At 64.6% G+C, this 17,708-nt stretch carries 14 protein-coding genes; 2 read left to right on the top strand and 12 right to left on the bottom strand.

From position 1 onward, the window contains the following. Nucleotides 1–3,881, bottom strand: a 3,881-nt coding sequence (locus tag AC1DNE_RS14275) for a beta strand repeat-containing protein (protein ID WP_476841106.1), incomplete at its 3' end; no start/stop codon positions are given. Between the two features lie 73 nt (nt 3,882–3,954). Continuing rightward, nucleotides 3,955–5,643: a ShlB/FhaC/HecB family hemolysin secretion/activation protein gene (locus tag AC1DNE_RS14270; RefSeq protein ID WP_476765723.1), complete on the bottom strand. Its 1,689-nt coding sequence runs from the start codon at nt 5,641–5,643 to the stop codon at nt 3,955–3,957. Nucleotides 5,644–6,085: 442 nt separating this feature from the next. Between AC1DNE_RS14270 and AC1DNE_RS14265 the strand changes: the two genes are divergently transcribed. Continuing rightward, nucleotides 6,086–6,529, top strand: coding sequence for a hypothetical protein (locus AC1DNE_RS14265; protein WP_441470044.1), 444 nt, complete (start codon nt 6,086–6,088; stop codon nt 6,527–6,529). A 30-nt stretch (nt 6,530–6,559) separates the two neighbouring features. Here the strand turns inward: AC1DNE_RS14265 and AC1DNE_RS14260 are convergent, their stop codons facing one another. The 8 genes from AC1DNE_RS14260 to AC1DNE_RS14225 all read right to left on the bottom strand — a co-directional run bounded on the left by AC1DNE_RS14260 (nt 6,560) and on the right by AC1DNE_RS14225 (nt 15,312). After that, on the bottom strand, nt 6,560–7,375 hold the full coding sequence (locus AC1DNE_RS14260; protein WP_476841105.1) for a thioesterase domain-containing protein: 816 nt from the start codon (nt 7,373–7,375) through the stop codon (nt 6,560–6,562). Next, a complete protein-coding gene (locus tag AC1DNE_RS14255; RefSeq protein WP_441470046.1) occupies nt 7,372–8,559 on the bottom strand; it encodes an NAD(P)-binding domain-containing protein in 1,188 nt (395 codons plus the stop codon). Before AC1DNE_RS14255 ends, AC1DNE_RS14260 begins: the two co-directional genes overlap by 4 nt. Before the next feature lie 17 nt (nt 8,560–8,576). After that, entirely contained in the window at nt 8,577–9,884 is a 1,308-nt protein-coding gene (locus AC1DNE_RS14250; protein ID WP_441470047.1) for an ATP-grasp domain-containing protein, read from the bottom strand. 794 nt (nt 9,885–10,678) lie between these two features. After that, complete coding sequence (locus AC1DNE_RS14245; RefSeq protein ID WP_441470048.1) at nt 10,679–11,182, bottom strand: DsrE family protein; 504 nt, start codon at nt 11,180–11,182, stop codon at nt 10,679–10,681. A 28-nt stretch (nt 11,183–11,210) separates the two neighbouring features. Further along, entirely contained in the window at nt 11,211–11,840 is a 630-nt protein-coding gene (locus AC1DNE_RS14240; protein ID WP_441470049.1) for a hypothetical protein, read from the bottom strand. After that, the gene (locus tag AC1DNE_RS14235; RefSeq protein WP_441470050.1) at nt 11,837–12,877 is read right to left on the bottom strand and encodes a TAXI family TRAP transporter solute-binding subunit; all 1,041 of its coding nucleotides are present in this window, start codon (nt 12,875–12,877) and stop codon (nt 11,837–11,839) included. The genes AC1DNE_RS14240 and AC1DNE_RS14235 overlap by 4 nt, the downstream gene beginning before the upstream one ends. Nucleotides 12,878–12,944: 67 nt before the next feature. Next, nucleotides 12,945–14,189, bottom strand: coding sequence for a hypothetical protein (locus AC1DNE_RS14230; protein ID WP_476765722.1), 1,245 nt, complete (start codon nt 14,187–14,189; stop codon nt 12,945–12,947). A gap of 217 nt (nt 14,190–14,406) precedes the next feature. Further along, complete coding sequence (locus tag AC1DNE_RS14225) at nt 14,407–15,312, bottom strand: alpha/beta hydrolase (protein ID WP_476765721.1); 906 nt, start codon at nt 15,310–15,312, stop codon at nt 14,407–14,409. Between the two features lie 144 nt (nt 15,313–15,456). On the opposite strand from AC1DNE_RS14225, the gene AC1DNE_RS14220 reads away from it, so the two are divergent. Beyond that, nucleotides 15,457–15,870, top strand: coding sequence for a DUF2177 family protein (locus AC1DNE_RS14220; RefSeq protein ID WP_441470053.1), 414 nt, complete (start codon nt 15,457–15,459; stop codon nt 15,868–15,870). A 21-nt stretch (nt 15,871–15,891) separates the two neighbouring features. Here the strand turns inward: AC1DNE_RS14220 and AC1DNE_RS14215 are convergent, their stop codons facing one another. Beyond that, nucleotides 15,892–16,914, bottom strand: a complete 1,023-nt coding sequence (locus AC1DNE_RS14215; protein WP_441470054.1) for an SAM-dependent methyltransferase — start codon at nt 16,912–16,914, stop codon at nt 15,892–15,894. Beyond that, nucleotides 16,911–17,654 carry a DUF1295 domain-containing protein gene (locus AC1DNE_RS14210; protein ID WP_441470055.1) on the bottom strand — a complete coding sequence of 248 codons (744 nt, stop codon included), beginning with the start codon at nt 17,652–17,654 and terminating at the stop codon, nt 16,911–16,913. Before AC1DNE_RS14210 ends, AC1DNE_RS14215 begins: the two co-directional genes overlap by 4 nt. Between the last annotated feature and the right edge of the window lie 54 nt (nt 17,655–17,708).

The following is a 17,708-nucleotide window of genomic DNA, read 5'->3' as shown; positions in this document are numbered from 1 at the left end:
TAGGTCTGCGATCCCGTCAGTGTCACCGCCAGCGGGTTGACCGTCACCGTGCCGGTGCCGCCGGTCAGCGTGTAGTTGCTGTTGCTCAGCGACAGGCCGGCCAGTGAGGACATCGCCTCCGCACCGGCATTGGCCGAAGCCAGCGTGCCGGTCGGTGTGCCGCTGATCGTCAGTGTATCGCCGGCCACCTTGTTGCTCGCCGTCAGTGCCGCCGTGATCGCCGTCAGGCCGTTATAGGTCTGCGATCCTGTGAGACTCACCGCCAGCGGGTTGATCGTCACCGTGCCACTGCCTCCGACCAGGGTGTAGTTGCCGTCGCTGACCGACAGCCCCGCTGTGTTCAGCGCCTGCGCTCCCGCGCTGACATTCGCCGAGGCGACCGACCCCGTCCCGGTCAGCCCGATCGAGGCGGCGGTTGCACCGGCTACGCCGTTGGTGAGGGCCAGGCCACCGGCCGCGACGCTGGTGCCACCATTATAAGTCTGCGACCCCGACAGCGTCACCGCCAGCGGGTTGACCGTGATCGTGCCGGTGCCGCCGGTCAGCGTGTAGTTGCCGTTGCTCAGCGACAGGCCGGCCAACGACGACATCGCCTCCGGCCCGGCATTGGCCGAGGCCAGCGTGCCGGTCGGTGTGCCGCTGACCGTCAGCGTGTCGCCGGCAATCTTGTTGCTCGCCGTCAGTGCCGCCGTGATCGCCGTCAGGCCGTTATAGGTCTGCGATCCCGTCAGTGTCACCGCCAGCGGGTTGACCGTCACCGTSCCGCTGCCGCCGGTCAGCGTGTAGTTGCTGTTGCTCAGCGACAGGCCCGACAGGTTCAGCGCCTGGGCTCCCGCGCTGACATTCGCCGAGGCGACCGACCCCGTCCCGGTGAGCCCGATCGAGGCGGCGGTTGCACCGGCTACGCCGTTGGTGAGGGTCAGGCCACCGGCCGCGACGCTGGTGCCGCCATTATAGGTCTGCGACCCCGACAGCGTCACCGCCAGTGGATTGACCGTCAAAAAGGTGGGGGTTTTGCCGTAGTTGACAATATAGCCGGAGGCGGTCCCTCCGCTGGCCGAAAGGAGGTAACTGCCTGCATCGGTCGATGTCGTCGTGCCCGACGCGCTACCGGTGCCCGCGACCGTTATCGACAGGCCGCTCAAGGTGACGAAGCTGCCTCCCGTCAGCGTCGTGCCGGCGAACGTCTCGGTATAGGCCGACGATGTCTGGTTGAGCGACGAAGCCGTGCCGTAGGTGGCGGTTTGCGCCGACAGGTTCACAGTAATGACCTTCGGCCCCAGGAACGGGTAGAATCCAGAAACGGCGCTCCAGATCGAACTGCTGAAGCCCGTCGGAAGCGAGCCGTTTTTCAGGGTCGCGGTAGTCAGGCCCGTTCCGGCGCCGGCGCCCACCGAGCTGATGCCGGAGGTCGTCATGTCCCAATATCCGTTGGTGGCCGTCCCGACACCATTCGTGGTGTCGTTCTCGCCGATCAAGCCGCCGCGATAGCTGCTGGCACCGCCACTGACTGCCCCTGCGGCATAGGCGCTCGAAACCACGCCAGCATTGAGCCCGATCAGGCCACCGGTCGAACTGCCGGGGCCACCAGTCGTACCCGCGCCGCCGGTCCCGCCGCCGCCCGTGACTGCTCCTGTGGCATAGGCGTTCGTGATCGTGCCGACGCCGAAGCCAGCACTGTATCCATCGTTATAGCCCACCAGGCCACCGACCCAGCTGCCGGTCACCGTGTCCGTGACGCTTCCGCTAGCGTGGACATTACTCATCGTTCCCCAGTTATAACCGACCAAGCCCCCGACCATCCCACCGGTGGCAGTGCCGGTGACCGAGGTCGACGCAGAAGCGTTGAAGATCGTGCCCGAGCTCGTTCCCGCCAGCGCACCGACGCTGGTGCCAACCCCGCCAGCGATCACCGAACCACCGCTCAGAACGAGGTTCCGGACTGTGCCGGCCGAATTATTGGAAGCATCGCCGATCTGCCCGAACAAACCGACGACGCCCGAGCTGGGCGCGTTGATCGTCAGGTTGCTGATCGCGTTGCCCAAGCCATCGAAGGTGCCGAGAAAGCCACCAGCCGTCGAGGGGGAGATCACGCCATCGGTATAGGTATGGCCGCCGAGGTCGAGCGATCCGGCCAGAGCATATCGGCCCGACAAATTATTGTTGACGTTCACAAGGTCCGTGACCGAGTGGATCAGCGTATAGGCCGAGCCGTTGATCGTCAGCGTCGCGGAGCTGCCGAGCAGCTCGGCATTGCCGCCACCGAGGAAGTTCACTGCACCGGCGCTGTTCGAGCCGCCGATCTGGTTATTGGCCGTCAGCACCAGCTTGCCGTTACCTGTCGCGGAAATCGACGAGACGATGTTGATGCTGTTATAGGCCGACAGGGTCAGCGTATTGGCGGTGCTCCAGCTGATCGGGGCGTAGACGTTGATATCGCCCAGCCCGGCGGATGTCGTGCCCGGTCCCGACGTCGTGGTCGCCGTCGTCTGCAACGTGACGTTCGCCGTTGCCAGATTGCCGTTGATCGTCGCGGCGGCGGCGGCGTCGACAGTGAGGTCGATGGGGTCAAGCAGCCACGATCCGGTCTTGCCTGCCGGCGCCGACGTGTCGATGCTCACCCCGGTGAAATCCAGGGCATGGCCGGATGTTTCGACCAATCCGCCATTGCCGCCATTCGGCCCACCTCTTGCGGTGATGAGGCCGCGAACGCTGGTCGCTCCCGTGGACCAAAGCACCACCTCGCCGCCGTTTCCGGCGCCGGTCGCATCGGCGCGGATCGTGGTCGCGGCATCCATCGTGACCGATCGGGCCTGCTGCAGCGTGCCGCTGCCCTGCGCGTCGCCGCCGATCTTGATCGTGCCGCCGCCCGTCTTGCCGGAGGCGTCGACGGTGGCTCCTTTCAGCTTGATCTGCTGCCCGGTCACGGTGACGGTGCCGCCGCCGTGACGACGCGAGCTCGCATCTACCCGCCCCGAGAGCTTGACGCGGCCGCCATCGCCGCCGCCGATAACGATCGATCCGTTATGGCCGCCGATCGAGCGGGCCTGCACCAGCCCGGAGATATTGACCGCGTTGCGGGCCGCCTCGCGCGCCGTCGCGGCGCTGATGATGACGCTGCCGCCGTCGGCCACGATACTGCCGGCGTTCTTGATCAGAGCGCCTTTGGCCCCGGCGTTCGTCGGCATCGCGACCTGCAGGAACCCGTCGCCCGAGAAGTCGAGCGTCGCCTGCTCGCCAGAGCCGAGGCCGGCCTTGCCGAGTGGCACGCTGATGCTGCCGGAATTCGACACCGTGCCGCCGATCAGCGCCGCGTAGCCGCCCTTGGCCACCGTGATGCTTCCGGCGTTGCTGACCCCCGCCGACGCGCCGTTGCCGGTGAAGGTGCGTTTGCCAGTCATGAAGTCGCTGTCGGAAATACCGAGCGTTGAAGCGACGAAGCCGGCCGCGCTGACAACGCCATTTTTGGTGATGGCGATGCCGTTGGGATTGACCAGATAGACCTGCCCGTTGGCCGTGAGCGATCCCGCGATCGTCGAAGGCGTGTTGCCGGTAATGCGATTGAGCATGGCGGACGACGCATTCGGCTGCACGATATTGACCGCACTGCCCTGCCCGATCGAAAAGCTCTGCCAGTTGACCACTGCACTCTGGCTCGATTGGGTGACGGTAAGCCGTGTCGCGGAGGGTTGCGCGATCGTCGCGCTGCCGGCTGCGACGCTGCCCCCGGTCGGCAGGCTTTGCGCGAATGCTGGGCTGATCAGAGCCGGACGTGTCAGCGCGGTGGTCGCGAGCAGCAACGCCGCAATCGAGCCTTGGCGATACCGGCGGTAGCCGCGGCTGCGGGTCTGCGTCGAGGGGCGTTCGTCGATACGGCTCATCGCGAATGGCCTTTGTGAAAGTCGGTCCGCAGATCGCTCAATGTCATAACCAAGCTGGAACCAGTGTTGAGCGCTAGAACCTGAACGCCGAAACGACCGTGAAGCGATCGCCCGTTGGGACGCGGTCGCTGCGATGGGCGCGGCCGTATTCCAGCGTTAGCGATCCGTTCGACAAGGTGCCCGGAGCCGCGCCGCCAAGGCGCAAGCCGGCGCCGTAGGATGTGGCGCGGATCGAGGCCGCTTCCAGCGCGGTCGGATCCTGAAGCGTGACCTTGCCATAGGCGGCGAACACATAAGGCGAAGCGACCACGCCGATTGCGGATGTCGGCAGCGGCACGCTCCATGGCGAAGACAATTCGCCCCGGACCACGTAACCCTGATCGCCGGCGATCGAACCCGCATCCAGCGCCGACAGCCCGGTGGGGCTGGCAATGCCGATCTGCTCGCTCTGCGCCAGCGGCGCGCCGAACGAAGTCTGCGCCCGCGCCACGACATTGGCCACGAGATGCTCGGCCAGGGGCTGGATGTAGCCCAGCGTGATATCGAGCTTCTGGAACGTGGCGTCGGCGCCCTGTCGCGAGAGGGGAAGGATTGCCGAGGCGTCCGCCGCGCGGCGTGCGCCGAGCGCGTCGATACCGAACGAGGCTATGGCACGGCCGGAAATCGTCGCACCCCACGGGGTCAGCATGTCGCCGTCGCTGGCGAAACGCACGATCCGCAACCGATCTTCCCACAGCGGCACCCGGATGCCAGCAACCCACAGGCTTTGCGTCTCGTTCTGCGCGTCGAACCACAGTTCGCTGTTGAAATTGGCGGCCCGTCCGCGCAGCCAGGCGTAGCGCAGACGTAGCGACAGCCGGTCGAAGACGTCGGTGCTCTGTACTCCAGCGCCCCGCCGCGGCGCGGTCCGCGCATCCGTGTATTCGGCGTTGAAGGTCAGCCCGTCGAGCCACAGCGGCAGCACAAACCCGGCCGCCAGCGCGCGATTGCGCGGGTAGCGATCGAAGAAACCGTTGTCGCCACCGATCGGATAACCGCCGGCGCGCAGATAAACGAGCTCACCGAAGCCGGCGACGCTATTGAAGTCCAGTCCCAAGCCCGAGGTCGTCCGTCCGAGCGCTTGCGACAGCGTGTTGTCGAAGGTGAGCGTCGCGCCGACAGCCTGATAATTGCCGTCAATCACCAGCACCGCGGCACCGTCGACCTTGCCCGGCGCCAGCGTGGATCGCAAGATGACGCCGGGAGTATCGCCCGCCAGCAGCACGCGGCGCTCGATCTCCTGCAGTGTCAGTCCGCGTTGTTGCGTCAGCGGTCCGAGCAAGGTTTCGATACGCTGGCGCACGCGCTCCGGCACACCCTTGGCCTCGATCCGCTCGATAAAGCCGTCGACAACGACCAGCGACAATCGCGCGCCATCGACTAGCCGCTGCGGCGGCAGAATAACCCGCACCAGCACGTAGCCGAGCCTGGCATAGGCGGCCTCCAGATCGCGTGCCGCCGCGAACATGTCGGCGCCGGAAATCTTGTGCCCGGACAGCCTGGCTTCAAGATCGGCGGTCGCCGCCGCTAGCTGCGGAAAGCCGCCCTTGATGCTGACGCCGGACAATCGGACGAACAGTTTTTCCGCTCCCGCGGGCGTCTCCAATCCCGGTGCGCCGGAGAGCGCGAACCCACCCCGGTGGGTAAGAGCGGGGCGAAAACTCTCTGGCGTGATTTGGGACGCAGTCTGCGCAAACGCTGCGGACGGCAGCAGGGCCAGCACGGCAATTCCCAGGCCAGATCTGGCAATTCGAAGCATCGCGACTTACTCGAGGCCTGTCGGGGTCAACCCCACGCCAATCATCGCGATCGATCGCCGGCCGTGGGGGACAATCGTTCTACGGGAATTGGTCGGAGAACTGGCCTTTGCGTACGCGCGTCTCTTGGCGGGGATTGTGGCGGATTCGTCGGCCGAGCTCATCAGATGCTTTCGTTTCGCAATGCCGTTTCTGTAAAAATTCTCTAATAAATCCAATGATCCAGCGATGCGCAAAGAGAAAAATGAACGCCAAAACGCCAAAAAAACCCGGCGCGCGCACCGCCAGCGCAGTCGAAGTTGCATGGAATGTTACGTTACGCAATCTCTCTTTCAACAGCGCCGTCCGGGCACCTCGACCACGTCGTCGGGGGGGCTTGCCGACCGGAGCCCGAGGCCTGAGCGGAGCATGATTGAAGCGGCGCATCCGAAGGCGCATCGCACCATCACGAACCTGCTCGGAAAGGGCTGTTTTGCTGCGTTTCGGGCGAATAGAGGCTGGCTGAACTCCAAGTTCCAGACCGTCTGCGACGATGAAGGCCGCCCCATCGCCATGCCGCTCTCGGCGGGCAAGGTGGATGATCACAAGGGCGCGAGCTTCGTGATCGCTGCCCTGTCGCCGGCCAAAACACTCTTCGCCAACCGAGGCAATGACGAACCCCGGTTCCGCCCGGCACTCACAGCCATAGGCATCGCGCCCTGCACCACATCGAATCGAACCCGGAAAAACCCGTCTCCGTGGGACAAGGCGCTCTGCCGCCGGCGCCAACTCCATCGTTCGGCCACCGGCACTTCACGAAGAATGGTGGCCAACTGCCCACGCAATGCGGCCGCGCTAGGCTTGTTGAGGTAGAGCAGTTGCAGGCACCTTGGCCCTCATGTGTCAGTGAAGGGCCTGGTCTGCGTCGCTCCACTCCTCCGCCGCCGCGAGAAAGGCAGCACGCAACGCGGTGGCATTCTCGGCCTCGAACAGCGTTTCGTGGTTGCCGGGAATATCGATGATGCGGAGGTCGAGACAGCGTCTGCGCCAAAGATCATCGTTCGACACCGTGACACGCGTGCGCAGCAGAACTGCGGGCGCGCGCAGATGAGTGACGCGATCGTCCAGGTTTGGCATCCATGTGGCGGCGATGCGGATCAGGAGCCGCATGTTCAGCTCTTCTTCGAAAGCCGGATCGATCTTGCCGATCCGATGAAGCGGCGCAGAATAATCTCGCGCAAGCACGGGCAGTCCATCTCCGGCAAGGCGAAACAGGCCGCGCCAGGCGAGCTGCCGGGCGTGAAGCGCAAGCGCGCCAGGACGGCCGCGCCGGAGCAGATCGGCCGCATGGGAGACGAGGCGCGCTTTCCAGTGCACCGATCGCGCCGCCGTGATGGCTCCGGAATCGATGATGCACAAGCCCGCAACGGTGCGGCCGAGGCTCTCGAGACGGAGCGCGACTGCATAGGCGAAATGGCCGCCGATCGAAACGCCGAGCAGCACGACCGGCATCTGCGGGACACGATCCATGATCTCCGCCGCTAGATCTTCGACCAGGGCTTCTGCGGTGAGACCGGCATCGACATAGGTCTGCCAGGTTGGATAGCGCAGCGCGACGATGCGCTCCCGGTCCGACGCTTCGCCGCAGAACGGCGCACAGTCCGGCGCGTGGCCGCTCGCGCCCGGCAGGACGATGAGAGGCAGGCGCGCGGCGTTCATGCGCGGGCCACGGCGGTTCGGGACAATGCCGTCGCGATCGTGCGCGCGGTGTACTCGGCCCCGGCAACGAAGCGGAACACCGGGCCGAAGCTCATCGACGATGCCGGACCGACGAAGCGCAGGCCCGGGACGGAGGACTGGAAGGACGCATCGAGCCGTGGCGCGGAACCGTGCCGGGCAATGGCGCTGCGCAACTCGGACGCCAGAAACGGGATGCGCTCCACGTTCACCTCGTAGCCCGTGCCGGCGATCACCCGGTCGACGAGCAATTCGTGATCCTTCTGGTCCGCGCCGCGTCGCAAGCGGAGCGACACACGATTGCCAACCTCCCGCCCCTCGACGATCATGGTGTCGTGTTCGACCGGCACGAGTGCCTCGACCCGCTCGCGGAGCCACCACGCGCCCTCGGGTGGAAGGAAATTTTTCAGGACGAGCGGGCGCGCGCAGGCCGGGAGCCGGTGGAACGCGCCGGGCAGTTGCATCAGCGCCCATGCCTTCGGACTGCCACCCAGCGCGGAGATCGGCCAGCGGATTCGCTGCCAGGGCGTCGGCGTGCGGCTCCCTCGGTTCATCCACAGGGTCGACGGCTTGCGGATCAGTAATCGTGGCGACGCGCCGGCTTCGTGAAGCAGTGCGGCCGCCTCCAGGGCGGACTGGCCGGAGCCGATGACCGCGACCTCGAGGCCCTGGAAGGCGGCGAAGCTGTCGACTTTGGCGCTATGCGTGGCGACCGTTCCGGGCAGCGCCCGCAAGGCATGCGGCATCCTGGCGAAATTCGCGAGTCCCGTGGCGACGATGACGTCCGATGCCTCGACCTCGTCGCCATTGCTGAGCGTCAGGATGAAGCCCTGCTTCCGCCGGAAAACATTGGCGACGTCCACGGGCTCGATCCAGTCGACGTGCTTCTCCTGAAACCAGCGACCGTATGCAGCGAAATTCTCGATGGAACACGGCTCGAAGGTCTCCAGGCCGCGCGGCTCATTGTAGTCGGCGAAGGTTGAGCCCGGGCGCGGCGACGAGATGTTCGTCCCGAAGCAGTAGGATTTGAGATAGCGCCGCGGCCCGGCGCGGGCGATCTGGCTCCAGAAGGCCATGGGCTGGCCGAAAATCCGGTGCGCGACATTACGGGCCGCGAGATGGCTCGCGAGCGAGAGCCCGTAAGGTCCGCCGCCGATGATCGCCACGAGTTGCTTGCTCATCGTCACAACCCGCGCGCGACCAGGGGAGAGGACGGGAGCATGGTCCGCACGAACCGCGGCGCTGCCCGAAATCCGAGATAGATTTCGGACAGGATATGGATGATGCCCGGCATCGGATCGTTGCGATCTGAAGCGAAGTGGACCATCTGCGCGCGATTCTGCCTCGCCCAGCCTCGCCAATACGCAAGATCCTTGAGGCTTGCCCGCATGCAGAGCGTCTGCGCCAGCAAGATCGCATGGAGGGTGAAATTGTCACAGAACACGACCTTCTCGGCCGGGCTCTCATGCTGCGCCTCGGCAGCGAGCGCCCGCACGGCGTCGGTCTCGCCAAGCGCGTCCAGATAGGCCAGCATCGGCATAGGCAGCCCGCGTCGCAGGTCGAGGCCGATCTGGTTGAACAGGCGCGGGTTGAAATCGATGACCGCCCAGGCGCCGTCGTGCTGGATGAACTCGATCTCGAACAGGCCGAAGTAATCGAGCTCACGGCAGAGTCTATGGACCGCCCGCGACAATGCGGGATCGGCTGGGCACGACTCGTAGCACACGCCGACTCCCACCGGCCGCGAGCGCTGGAGAATCTTGGTCGAGCGCCGGGTCACGAACACATCCGCGCTGCGTCCGATGAAGCCCGAGATGGACACCACGCCTTCGCGCCCGATCTCGACGAATTTCTGGATCACCGGGCGCACCGCGTCGGGCGGGCGCGGTGTATCGTCGAAGCGATACCGCTCGCGGGCAAGGAAGCGTGGATATTCCGCCGCGAGCTCGTCCGGCGAATGCACGACCACGCCCTTGTCGTTTCGCAGGCGATGGACATGGGTCCGCGGCTTGATCAGGACCGGATAAGGCAGGCGCGGCGCCAGTTCGGCGAGCTCGTCCAGGTTCTGAGGATCCCAGCTCGGCAGGACCCCAACCCCGGCGATGGTTGCGGCCTGCTCGAGCAAAGCCTTGTCGAGGATGCGTTTGATCGTTTCGATCGACGGCTGATACAGGCGGAAATAGCGCGCGAGGAGCGAGGCGTTGGAGGTGTAAAGCCAGACCAACTCGTCGGAGGTCGGCAGCAACACCTGGCCGGGATCAGCCTTTCCGATCGCGAGCAGCCAATCGAGATAGCGCATGCTGTCGCTTTCGACCGGCCCCGCATAGCGGCGCCCGACACAGCGCGACCATCCGGCCGGGCAAAAGGGGTGATCGGCGACGACATTCACGCCAACGCCGTAGGCGGCGAAGTGGCGCAAGGCTGCGATCGTCCCCCCCGAGGACGCCGATCCCAACAGAACGGAAGGCCGTTTGAGAATGGGTTCGTCCATGCCAAGCCCCGATCTTATGGAAGCCATCTGGCCGCCGCAGACGACTCGCGGGAGTGAGCGACTACTTCTAGAAACGCGTCAGAATGCCGCAGTGACGCAATGTTCTCGGAATAATTTTGATTGGCTTGCGAGAGCTGAGGGGCCACACCTCCGTGGCGTGAAGCGTTGCGATGCTTGCGCTAGCCCATTGCTATCGGGCGGCGCCCAGAGCGGGAAAGGATCACGCGGCTGATTTGATAACGCCCTGACGACGAGAGCCGAGACTTCGTGCTGATCAAACGCGCAACCAGTTGCGCTTTGCGTACCAACACCAAGTCGGAGCCGTGTGCGAGACCTGACGCGCGCAGCAGCATCATAGAACCGGCGCTCTCCATTTTCGTTCAGGGGTAGAGCTGCCATCTTCACAGTCCGGCCACTTCTCGATTTCGCCGAAGATGAGTACGGATGCCAACTTTCGTTCACCTCCAACCAGGGTGCCATCCAGCGCCGGATATGTTGCGAACAATCTCGGCGGATACTCGCTGGGGACGCTTATCGTCCAGTTCTTGCGTACGGCGCCCGCGCGGCGGACCGCGACGCGAACGATCCTGTGGAGCATCATCGATCAGGGCCACTCCATGCGGGACGAGTTCCCGAACGGCGATATTCTCCACAGTCTCGCGGAAGAGAAGGCCGTATTTATGCCAGAGAAATCGGAAATTACTGGAATACATCAACATAACCTACCAATACCTCCCGCTTAATAGCAAAGCAAAACAATCCAAATTTTGCGACCACCATTTAAACAATAGGCGTCACGGCCTGACATAGGTCCAGCCTCTCTCTTGCAACTCCATAACGCGCACCACGCCGGATTTTACGACCGACGCCTCGGGGATGATAGGAACTTCCTTGTTCTCGGCCTTGCTCATATTCTCTTGAGTATTGCCGCAGGCTTTGAAGGAAATCGCTGGAGTGCTCGCTGCGATCGCCTTGATCCGCGCCTTAACCGGAGAGGTATCATCCCGAAGCATATGCAAGCCCGGACCGAAAGTGACGATCTCTATTTCTACCGGCTCTCCAATATCCTTGTAGTATTGCGCGACGTTCGTCGCATTGTTGAGCGCCAGGTTCATTGTTGCGGGCTCGTTGGAATTTACCTGTAGAATAAGGTGGTGGACTTTTGTCTCGGACGCGGGTCGCTTTGATGCCTGCGCAGTGGTCTGCTTCTTTTCCTGCGCCGCTGACGGCGGCACGGCGATGAGGAGCGCAGCGATGCCAACCAGTGCAGCCCGGGCGGTGTTCTTATAACCAATCATCACTGCTTCTCCCGTGTTGGTTCGAGGATTATCGGTTGTTTGGCTTGGCAACGACGTTCGGCCACTTGCACGCCGCGGCGACCTTGGCTCGCACGACCGCCAGTCCGGCTAGCGCAAACTGCCCTTCATAGGCAGTGCCGGTGCGGGGCACGAGGCGGACATAGAGGCCGGCTTCGTCAGGCAAGGAACGCAACAGCTGCACGACATCGGCCCTGAACGCGGCGCCAGAACCGAATGATGGCGCCGCTGCTGCGACTTGCAGCGGCTGAGCGTCATTGATGCGGTAGATGATGGTAGAGTCAGTGCTGCCACCGACCAGCGCCGGCCCTGAAACCGCCAATTCGGTTCGGCCGCTACGGCAATAGATCGACAGCCGCGTCAAGGTGCTCTCCGATCCACTGCTCGCAAACGTCGTCGCGGTGACGATGGGAGTATAGTCGATCGGCGAGGTCGTCTCGCTGACGATCCAGTTGTCTTCGCCAAGCGCCGGGCGGTCAATCGGCACTATGCTACGCGACAGCTTGTCCAGGCAGTCTAGCCGCGCAGCAGGCTCCATCACGGCGCAAGCGCGAAGATGCACCATCGGATCGGCCGCATCCTGCGCCAGCGCGACTCCGCAGGCGATCTCGAACGCGATGGATAGCGGGATCGCTTTCATCGCAGAGCCCGGGGTGCTCGCGGTTGACGATCCAACCATTCCTGCGCTGCCGGAAAGCGGTCGAGGCCGGGGACGGTGGCGGCCAGGTTGATCGACTTCCATTTCGCGTCGAAGCCGGGGGCCTGAAGCCTGTCGATACGCGAGAACAGCACATCCACAAAACGGGCGACGCGTTGATAGCGGTTGGTTTGCGCCGCCCAATTGAACGCGACGAGCGCGGTCGGCACCGCAATCGTCTGCACGCGCTCGCCTTGCTTGATCAACCCCGGATACTCGTTCGCCTCCAGCACGGCCGGAAGATAGTAATCCTCGAACTTGCTGTCGTATTTGACTGGAAGGAACTTGAAGCCGGGTTCGAAGCGCCCTCGCACGAACGCATCGACCGGCTTGGAGGTGATGAAGACGACCCCGGCGATCTCACCTTTGCGCATCTGCTCGAGCGCAAGCTGATGAGGGATGAATGTCTTTTCCGCGTTGATGCCGAGCCGGCTGAAGATCAGCGGCCCCGAATATGCGGCAGCGGTTCCCTGCGTGTTGAAGTTCACCTTCTTCCCGGCGAGATCCTCCAGGCTCTGGATCTCGGGCCGAACGAAGATATGCAGCTCCGACGGGAAGAGGTTGAGGATGTAGGTGATCCGACGCCGGATCTGGGGCAGTTGCGCCTTGTATTCTTCCAGTGCGTCGGAATTGATGATCGCCGTATCAACGCCACGCAGGTAGAGCAGCGAGTTCAGATTCTCGGTGGCGCCCCGCGTAACGATCGGCAGGACAAGCAAATTCGGTCCATCATCGACGACGCGAGCCATCTCCGCCGCGAGACGAAGGGGCGCTCCTTCTATCAAGCCGGCGGCAAGGCCGACGGTCCAGGCGTTCATCTTCTCCTGTTCCGTCGCCTGCGCTGAGGTGCGACGCGCCGAGGTCGTGGTCTGGGCCTCAACTTTGGCTGTCTGCGCGGACAGATCAGCCGGCTGGAGCCCCGGGGCAAGCGCTATCAAAGCCGTCAGCAGGAGCAGGCTTTTTCTGGGGAACCGTGTCATCCTCGAACTCCCTCGCAAGGCACCAAAATCGAACGATGAGCCGGAGCAGCACGGCCTGACAGGCGCTTCACCGACCCAAGGTGTCGAGCCTCTCCTTCGCCTCCCGAATGCCGCCCGCATGCGCCTTCGCGTAAAGCTCGCGCGCCTTTGCCACCTCGCCCCGCGTTCCAAACGTTCTCCAGGCAGAGAGAATGTTGGGGTCGTATGTCTCCGCCAGCATGAAGACCGCGCGAGCACTGCCCAGCTCTGCGGCACGTTCGAGGACGGTCCGCGCAGCACCGATGTCGCCTTGGCCGAGCAGCGAGGCAGCGCGCGCAATCATTCTCACCGCCTCGGGGCTGCCTTGCACGTCCGAGGCAGCCGTCGACGCCATGGCTGTGCCGGCCGTAGATGCGATCTCCCGCGAAAGGGGCATGTTTGTCGCCGTTTCCGGCTGAATGCGCGCAGCAGCCGCGCGTCGCGCCGCATCGAGTTCGGCAGCCCCAGCTGCGGCTTGGTCGCGCTCTTGCCTGAGCGCCTGTTGAAGCCCCGCCACTTCCGCCTCATAGGCTCGCCTGCGGAGTTCCGTCTGTTCGCCGATCAGGCGAAACTGCACGGCCAGCCTTTCGTTCACCTGCCGCGCCGTCGCCAGCTCGCTCTCCAATGCGGCGCTGCGGGCTCGCTCCTCGTCGAGTGCCTGGGTGTGCCGCGCCGTGGTTGCCAGCAATTCCTGTCGCGCAGCCGCGGCGTGCTCTGCGAGGACTGCGGCCCGCTCGCGCTCCTGTTTGAGCACCTGCTCGGCCGTCGGCCCCGCTTGCAGCTGCGCTTCCAAATGCTCGATGGTACGCCGGGCTTCGGCGAGTTCCTGCTCCAGGGCTGCCTCTTGCGCCAAGACTTCGGGCGGCTTCCGGCCCGGGGATTGCTGCGCATCTGGTGCGGGCGTCGCCGCGGCCGGCTGCTCCCGCACAGTCTGCGCCTCTTCCGCGGGTGGGCTGGCCTGGCTGTCGACGGCTCGCCGGACCTCCGGGAGGGCGGTCTTCGAGTCCCTGCTCGCCAAGCCGGTATCTTGAGCGACGATGCCATCGCTGACAGGTGTTTCGGCAGCCACTTGCTTTACATGGTAAATCAGTATCGTCGCCGCAGCGATTACAGTGACGACGGGCGTAAAGAAGCGCCGCCAATGCGTCGGCGCGATCTTGATGGGGCCGTGGTCCTCCCCACCCCAATCGCCCGCCTCCGGCGACCGGCGACCGACGTCGTAAATCGCATTCGCATCGTCCTCGACGATGACGCAATGCCCGTCTTTCGGTGCGGTCTCGATCGCGTGGCGCATGTAAAAGACGCCTGCTTTGACGGCGTTATCGAACCATAACTTCTCCGCTTTGCCTACGAAGGAGCCCTAATCTCCGCATGGCAAGTATGGGGCACAGTATCCCGAATTGCGGCGCTACGCCACACGGACTTCGGGGCGTGCTGACGTCTTGCGACGGCCTGTCTCTATGAACCGCCTCCGGTACCGGCCGCCGCAATGCGACCCGCACTCAATTGTCTCATTTCTCGCTTGTTAGCCGGGGCATTCGATGCGAGGCCGGCCTGCCCGCCGGGTCACCTCGCGTCGCTTTCAAGAATGCGACGACATCGTCGAGAACCGGCGCCTGCCATTGCAACAACCTGGAGATCGCAGTTGCCATTCCCGCGTGGTCGAGCCCCGGATAAATCTTAAGCGAGACCGACTTGGCGCCAGCACTTTTGAGCGCCTGGGCCAGCCGCTCGCTGTTGCGTGGCAGGACCGTGGTGTCCTCCGAGCCCGTCGCCAGAAAGATCGGCGGAGCGTCGCGGCGAGCAAAGTTGACCGGCTGCGTCTGGATAAGGTCGCGGGCGTTTCCGAACGCCTCCTTGGTGACGTCGATGTCGAGCGGCAGAAAGTCATAGGGGCCGGAGAGCCCGACGGTGGAGCGGATGTGGTTGGCGCGCAGCCCAACGGCGGCAAGATAGCGATTGTCCAAGGTCAGCATCATCGCGTTATAGGCGCCGGCCGAGTGCCCCATGAGGTGCAGCTCTCGCGGCGTACCGCCGAAGCGGGCGATGTTGTCGCACACGAAACGCAGCGCCAGCGCGCCGTCCTCGATGAAGACCGGAAAGCGGACCTCGGGCACCAGGCGATAATCCGCGATCACCGTGACGAAGCCGCGCGAGGAAAGCGCGTCTCCGACGAACGCATAGGTCTCTCTGGCACCATTGGCCCATGAACCACCATAGATGAAAAAGACAACCGGCTTGGGAGCATCTCCGCCGCCCCGCGGAACATAGATGTCCATTCGCTGCCGGGGATGCGGGCCATAGGCGACGTCACGCGCCCCCTCGGTCAGACCGCCCGGGCGCAGCGCGGCGCAACCCGGAAGCGCCGCCGCAGCAAGCATGGGAACGATCGCGCGGCGGGAGATTTCGGTCGTCATGGTCGCCATCGGCCTGAGGATCATCCCACTCAATACGCCCCGCTCACCGGGATGGATCTGCTTCCCGGCTGCGCGAAAGCCCGATGTGATACTGAACCGCTAAGGCCTGCGCGACGTATCTCCTGCGCAACCCTGGAGGTCGTGATGCGCTTCGTCGCCGGCTACGTCGCTTTTCTTGTCGCCTTTGGGATCTGCGATGCCATCTGGCTCGGCACGATGACCGCGAGGCTCTATCGGCCTGCGCTCGGCGACCTGATCATAGAACAAGTGCGATACTGGCCGGCTGCGCTGTTCTATTTCGGCTTCCCTCTTGGCGTGGTCCATTTCGCGCTGATGCCGGCGTTGCGCGACGGCGGCGGAAGCGCCGCGCTGGTCAACGGCGCGCTGATCGGCCTGCTCGCCTATGCGACCTATGACCTGACGAACTACGCCACGCTGCGTCCCTGGACGCTGACGATCACACTCGCGGACCTCGCCTACGGCACGGTCGTCGTCGGTTTCTGCAGTTGGATCGCCTATGGCGCGGTTCGCCGCGCCATAGAATGGGGATGGGTGTAGGCCTCGCCATCGGCTCTTCGATCAGGCGGGTCGCAACCTGTAGTGGTGGACGCCCCAGGCGTCGCCGTTGGCATGGCCGAACAACCCGCTCGTCGCCAGAAAGAACAGGCGCCAGCGCCGCCGCCAGAGCGGCGCTTCCGTGCCATAGACCTCCCGCAGGATCGGATCGATCATCGGCAGGTTGCGATCGAAATTTGCCAGCCAATCCTCTGCGGTGGCCCGGTAGTGTTCGCCGTTCCAGCGCCACTCGGCCTCGACGGCGAATAGATCGGGGAACTGATGCGCGAGCGTCGCGCTCGGCATCAGGCCGCCGGTAAAGAAATGCTGCGCGATCCAGTCGCCCGCATCAGTGGCGTCGAAGCGGTAGCAGCCTTGCGTGTGGGCGAAGACATGGATGAAGAGCCGGCCGTCCGGCTTCAGCCACTCGCGAATCCGCCCGAGAAGCGCGCGCCAGTTCGCCATGTGCTCGAACATCTCCACGGACACGACGCGATCGAAATGCTCCTCCGTCGCGAAATCGTTCATGTCCGCGGTAACGACGCGAAGATTTCCGAGGTGGCGGCGCTGCGCCTGCTCCTCGATGAAGGCGCGTTGCGAACTCGAGTTGGAGACAGAGACGATCCGCGCCTTCGGATAGCGCTCCGCCATCCATAGTGACAACGAGCCCCAGCCGCAGCCGAGCTCGAGGATATCCTGCCCGTCGGCGAGGCCGGCATGCTCTGCCGTCAACGCCAGCGCCGTCTCTTCCGCCGCTGCGAGCGTGTCGCCGGGGTCGGCGTAATAGCAGCAGGAGTATTTGCGCCTGGAGCCGAGTACATGCTCGAAGAATGCGGCAGGCACTTCGTAGTGCTGGGCGTTGGCGGCGTCGGTATGAACGGCGATCGGAAACCCTGCCATATCGCCGGCAAAGGCGGCCGCCTCCGTCGATCGCGCTGCGAGCGAGCGATTGGTGCGCCCGACCAGCGAGGCGATCACCATCCGGCTGACCGCGTCGGGAACGGGGAGGCCTTCGCCCCAGTTCGAGAGCCTCTGCATGATTGTCATGGCGTCGCTCCTTTCGGCGGCAGCGGAATCAGGGCGCTGGTTCGGCGCTGGTAGTCGCGATAGGCCGCTCCATGCTTGGCGAGCATGTGCTCTTCCAGAGGCGGGATGCCGGAAATGCGCGTCAGCAGCAGCGTGATGCAGGCAGGTGCCAGCAAGGCGAGCCAGCCCCAGGGGTAACCGGCCGCCGGCGCGATGACCGCGTAGCAGCACCAGAGCAGGCATTCGAAGAAGTAGTTGGGATGGCGCGACCAACGCCAAAGACCACGGTCGCAGACGCCGCCCGTGCCCGAGCGGGCGAAGGCGTGCAGTTGCCCGTCCGCGACGGCCCCGCCTGCAAGGCCCACGACAAAAATGACAATGCCTGCGAGGTCCCTCCAGGCCAGCGAAGGTGCGGTATTATGGGCTGCCAGGACGATCCCAAGCACCAAGGGGATGCTGACCAGCGCCTGTATCTGGAGCAGCCGAACCATTTGCCGAGGCGCGTCGCTGCCCCAGCCGCGCTTGAGCTTGGCATAGCGCGGATCCTCGGCGATGCCGCTCGTGCGCCGCGCGATGTGCAGGCCGAGCCGAAGCGCCCAGGCCAGTGCGAGCGCGGCCACGAGCAGACGTCGAGACATCGGCCCCGCCCCGAAAGGCAGCAGCGCGGCAACGACGCCCGTGGCACCCACCCCGAAGGTCCAGACAACATCGATCCAGCCGGAGTTGCCGGTCCGGCGCTCGATTACGGTGGCCAATGCCATGAACGCCGACATCGCCACTGCCGCGAAAGCAACAGCCGCGGCGAAGGAGGCGAT

The sequence above is a fragment of the Allobosea sp. 05L423 genome, from assembly GCF_056397745.1.
This window is presented reverse-complemented; position numbering and strand designations above follow the sequence as displayed.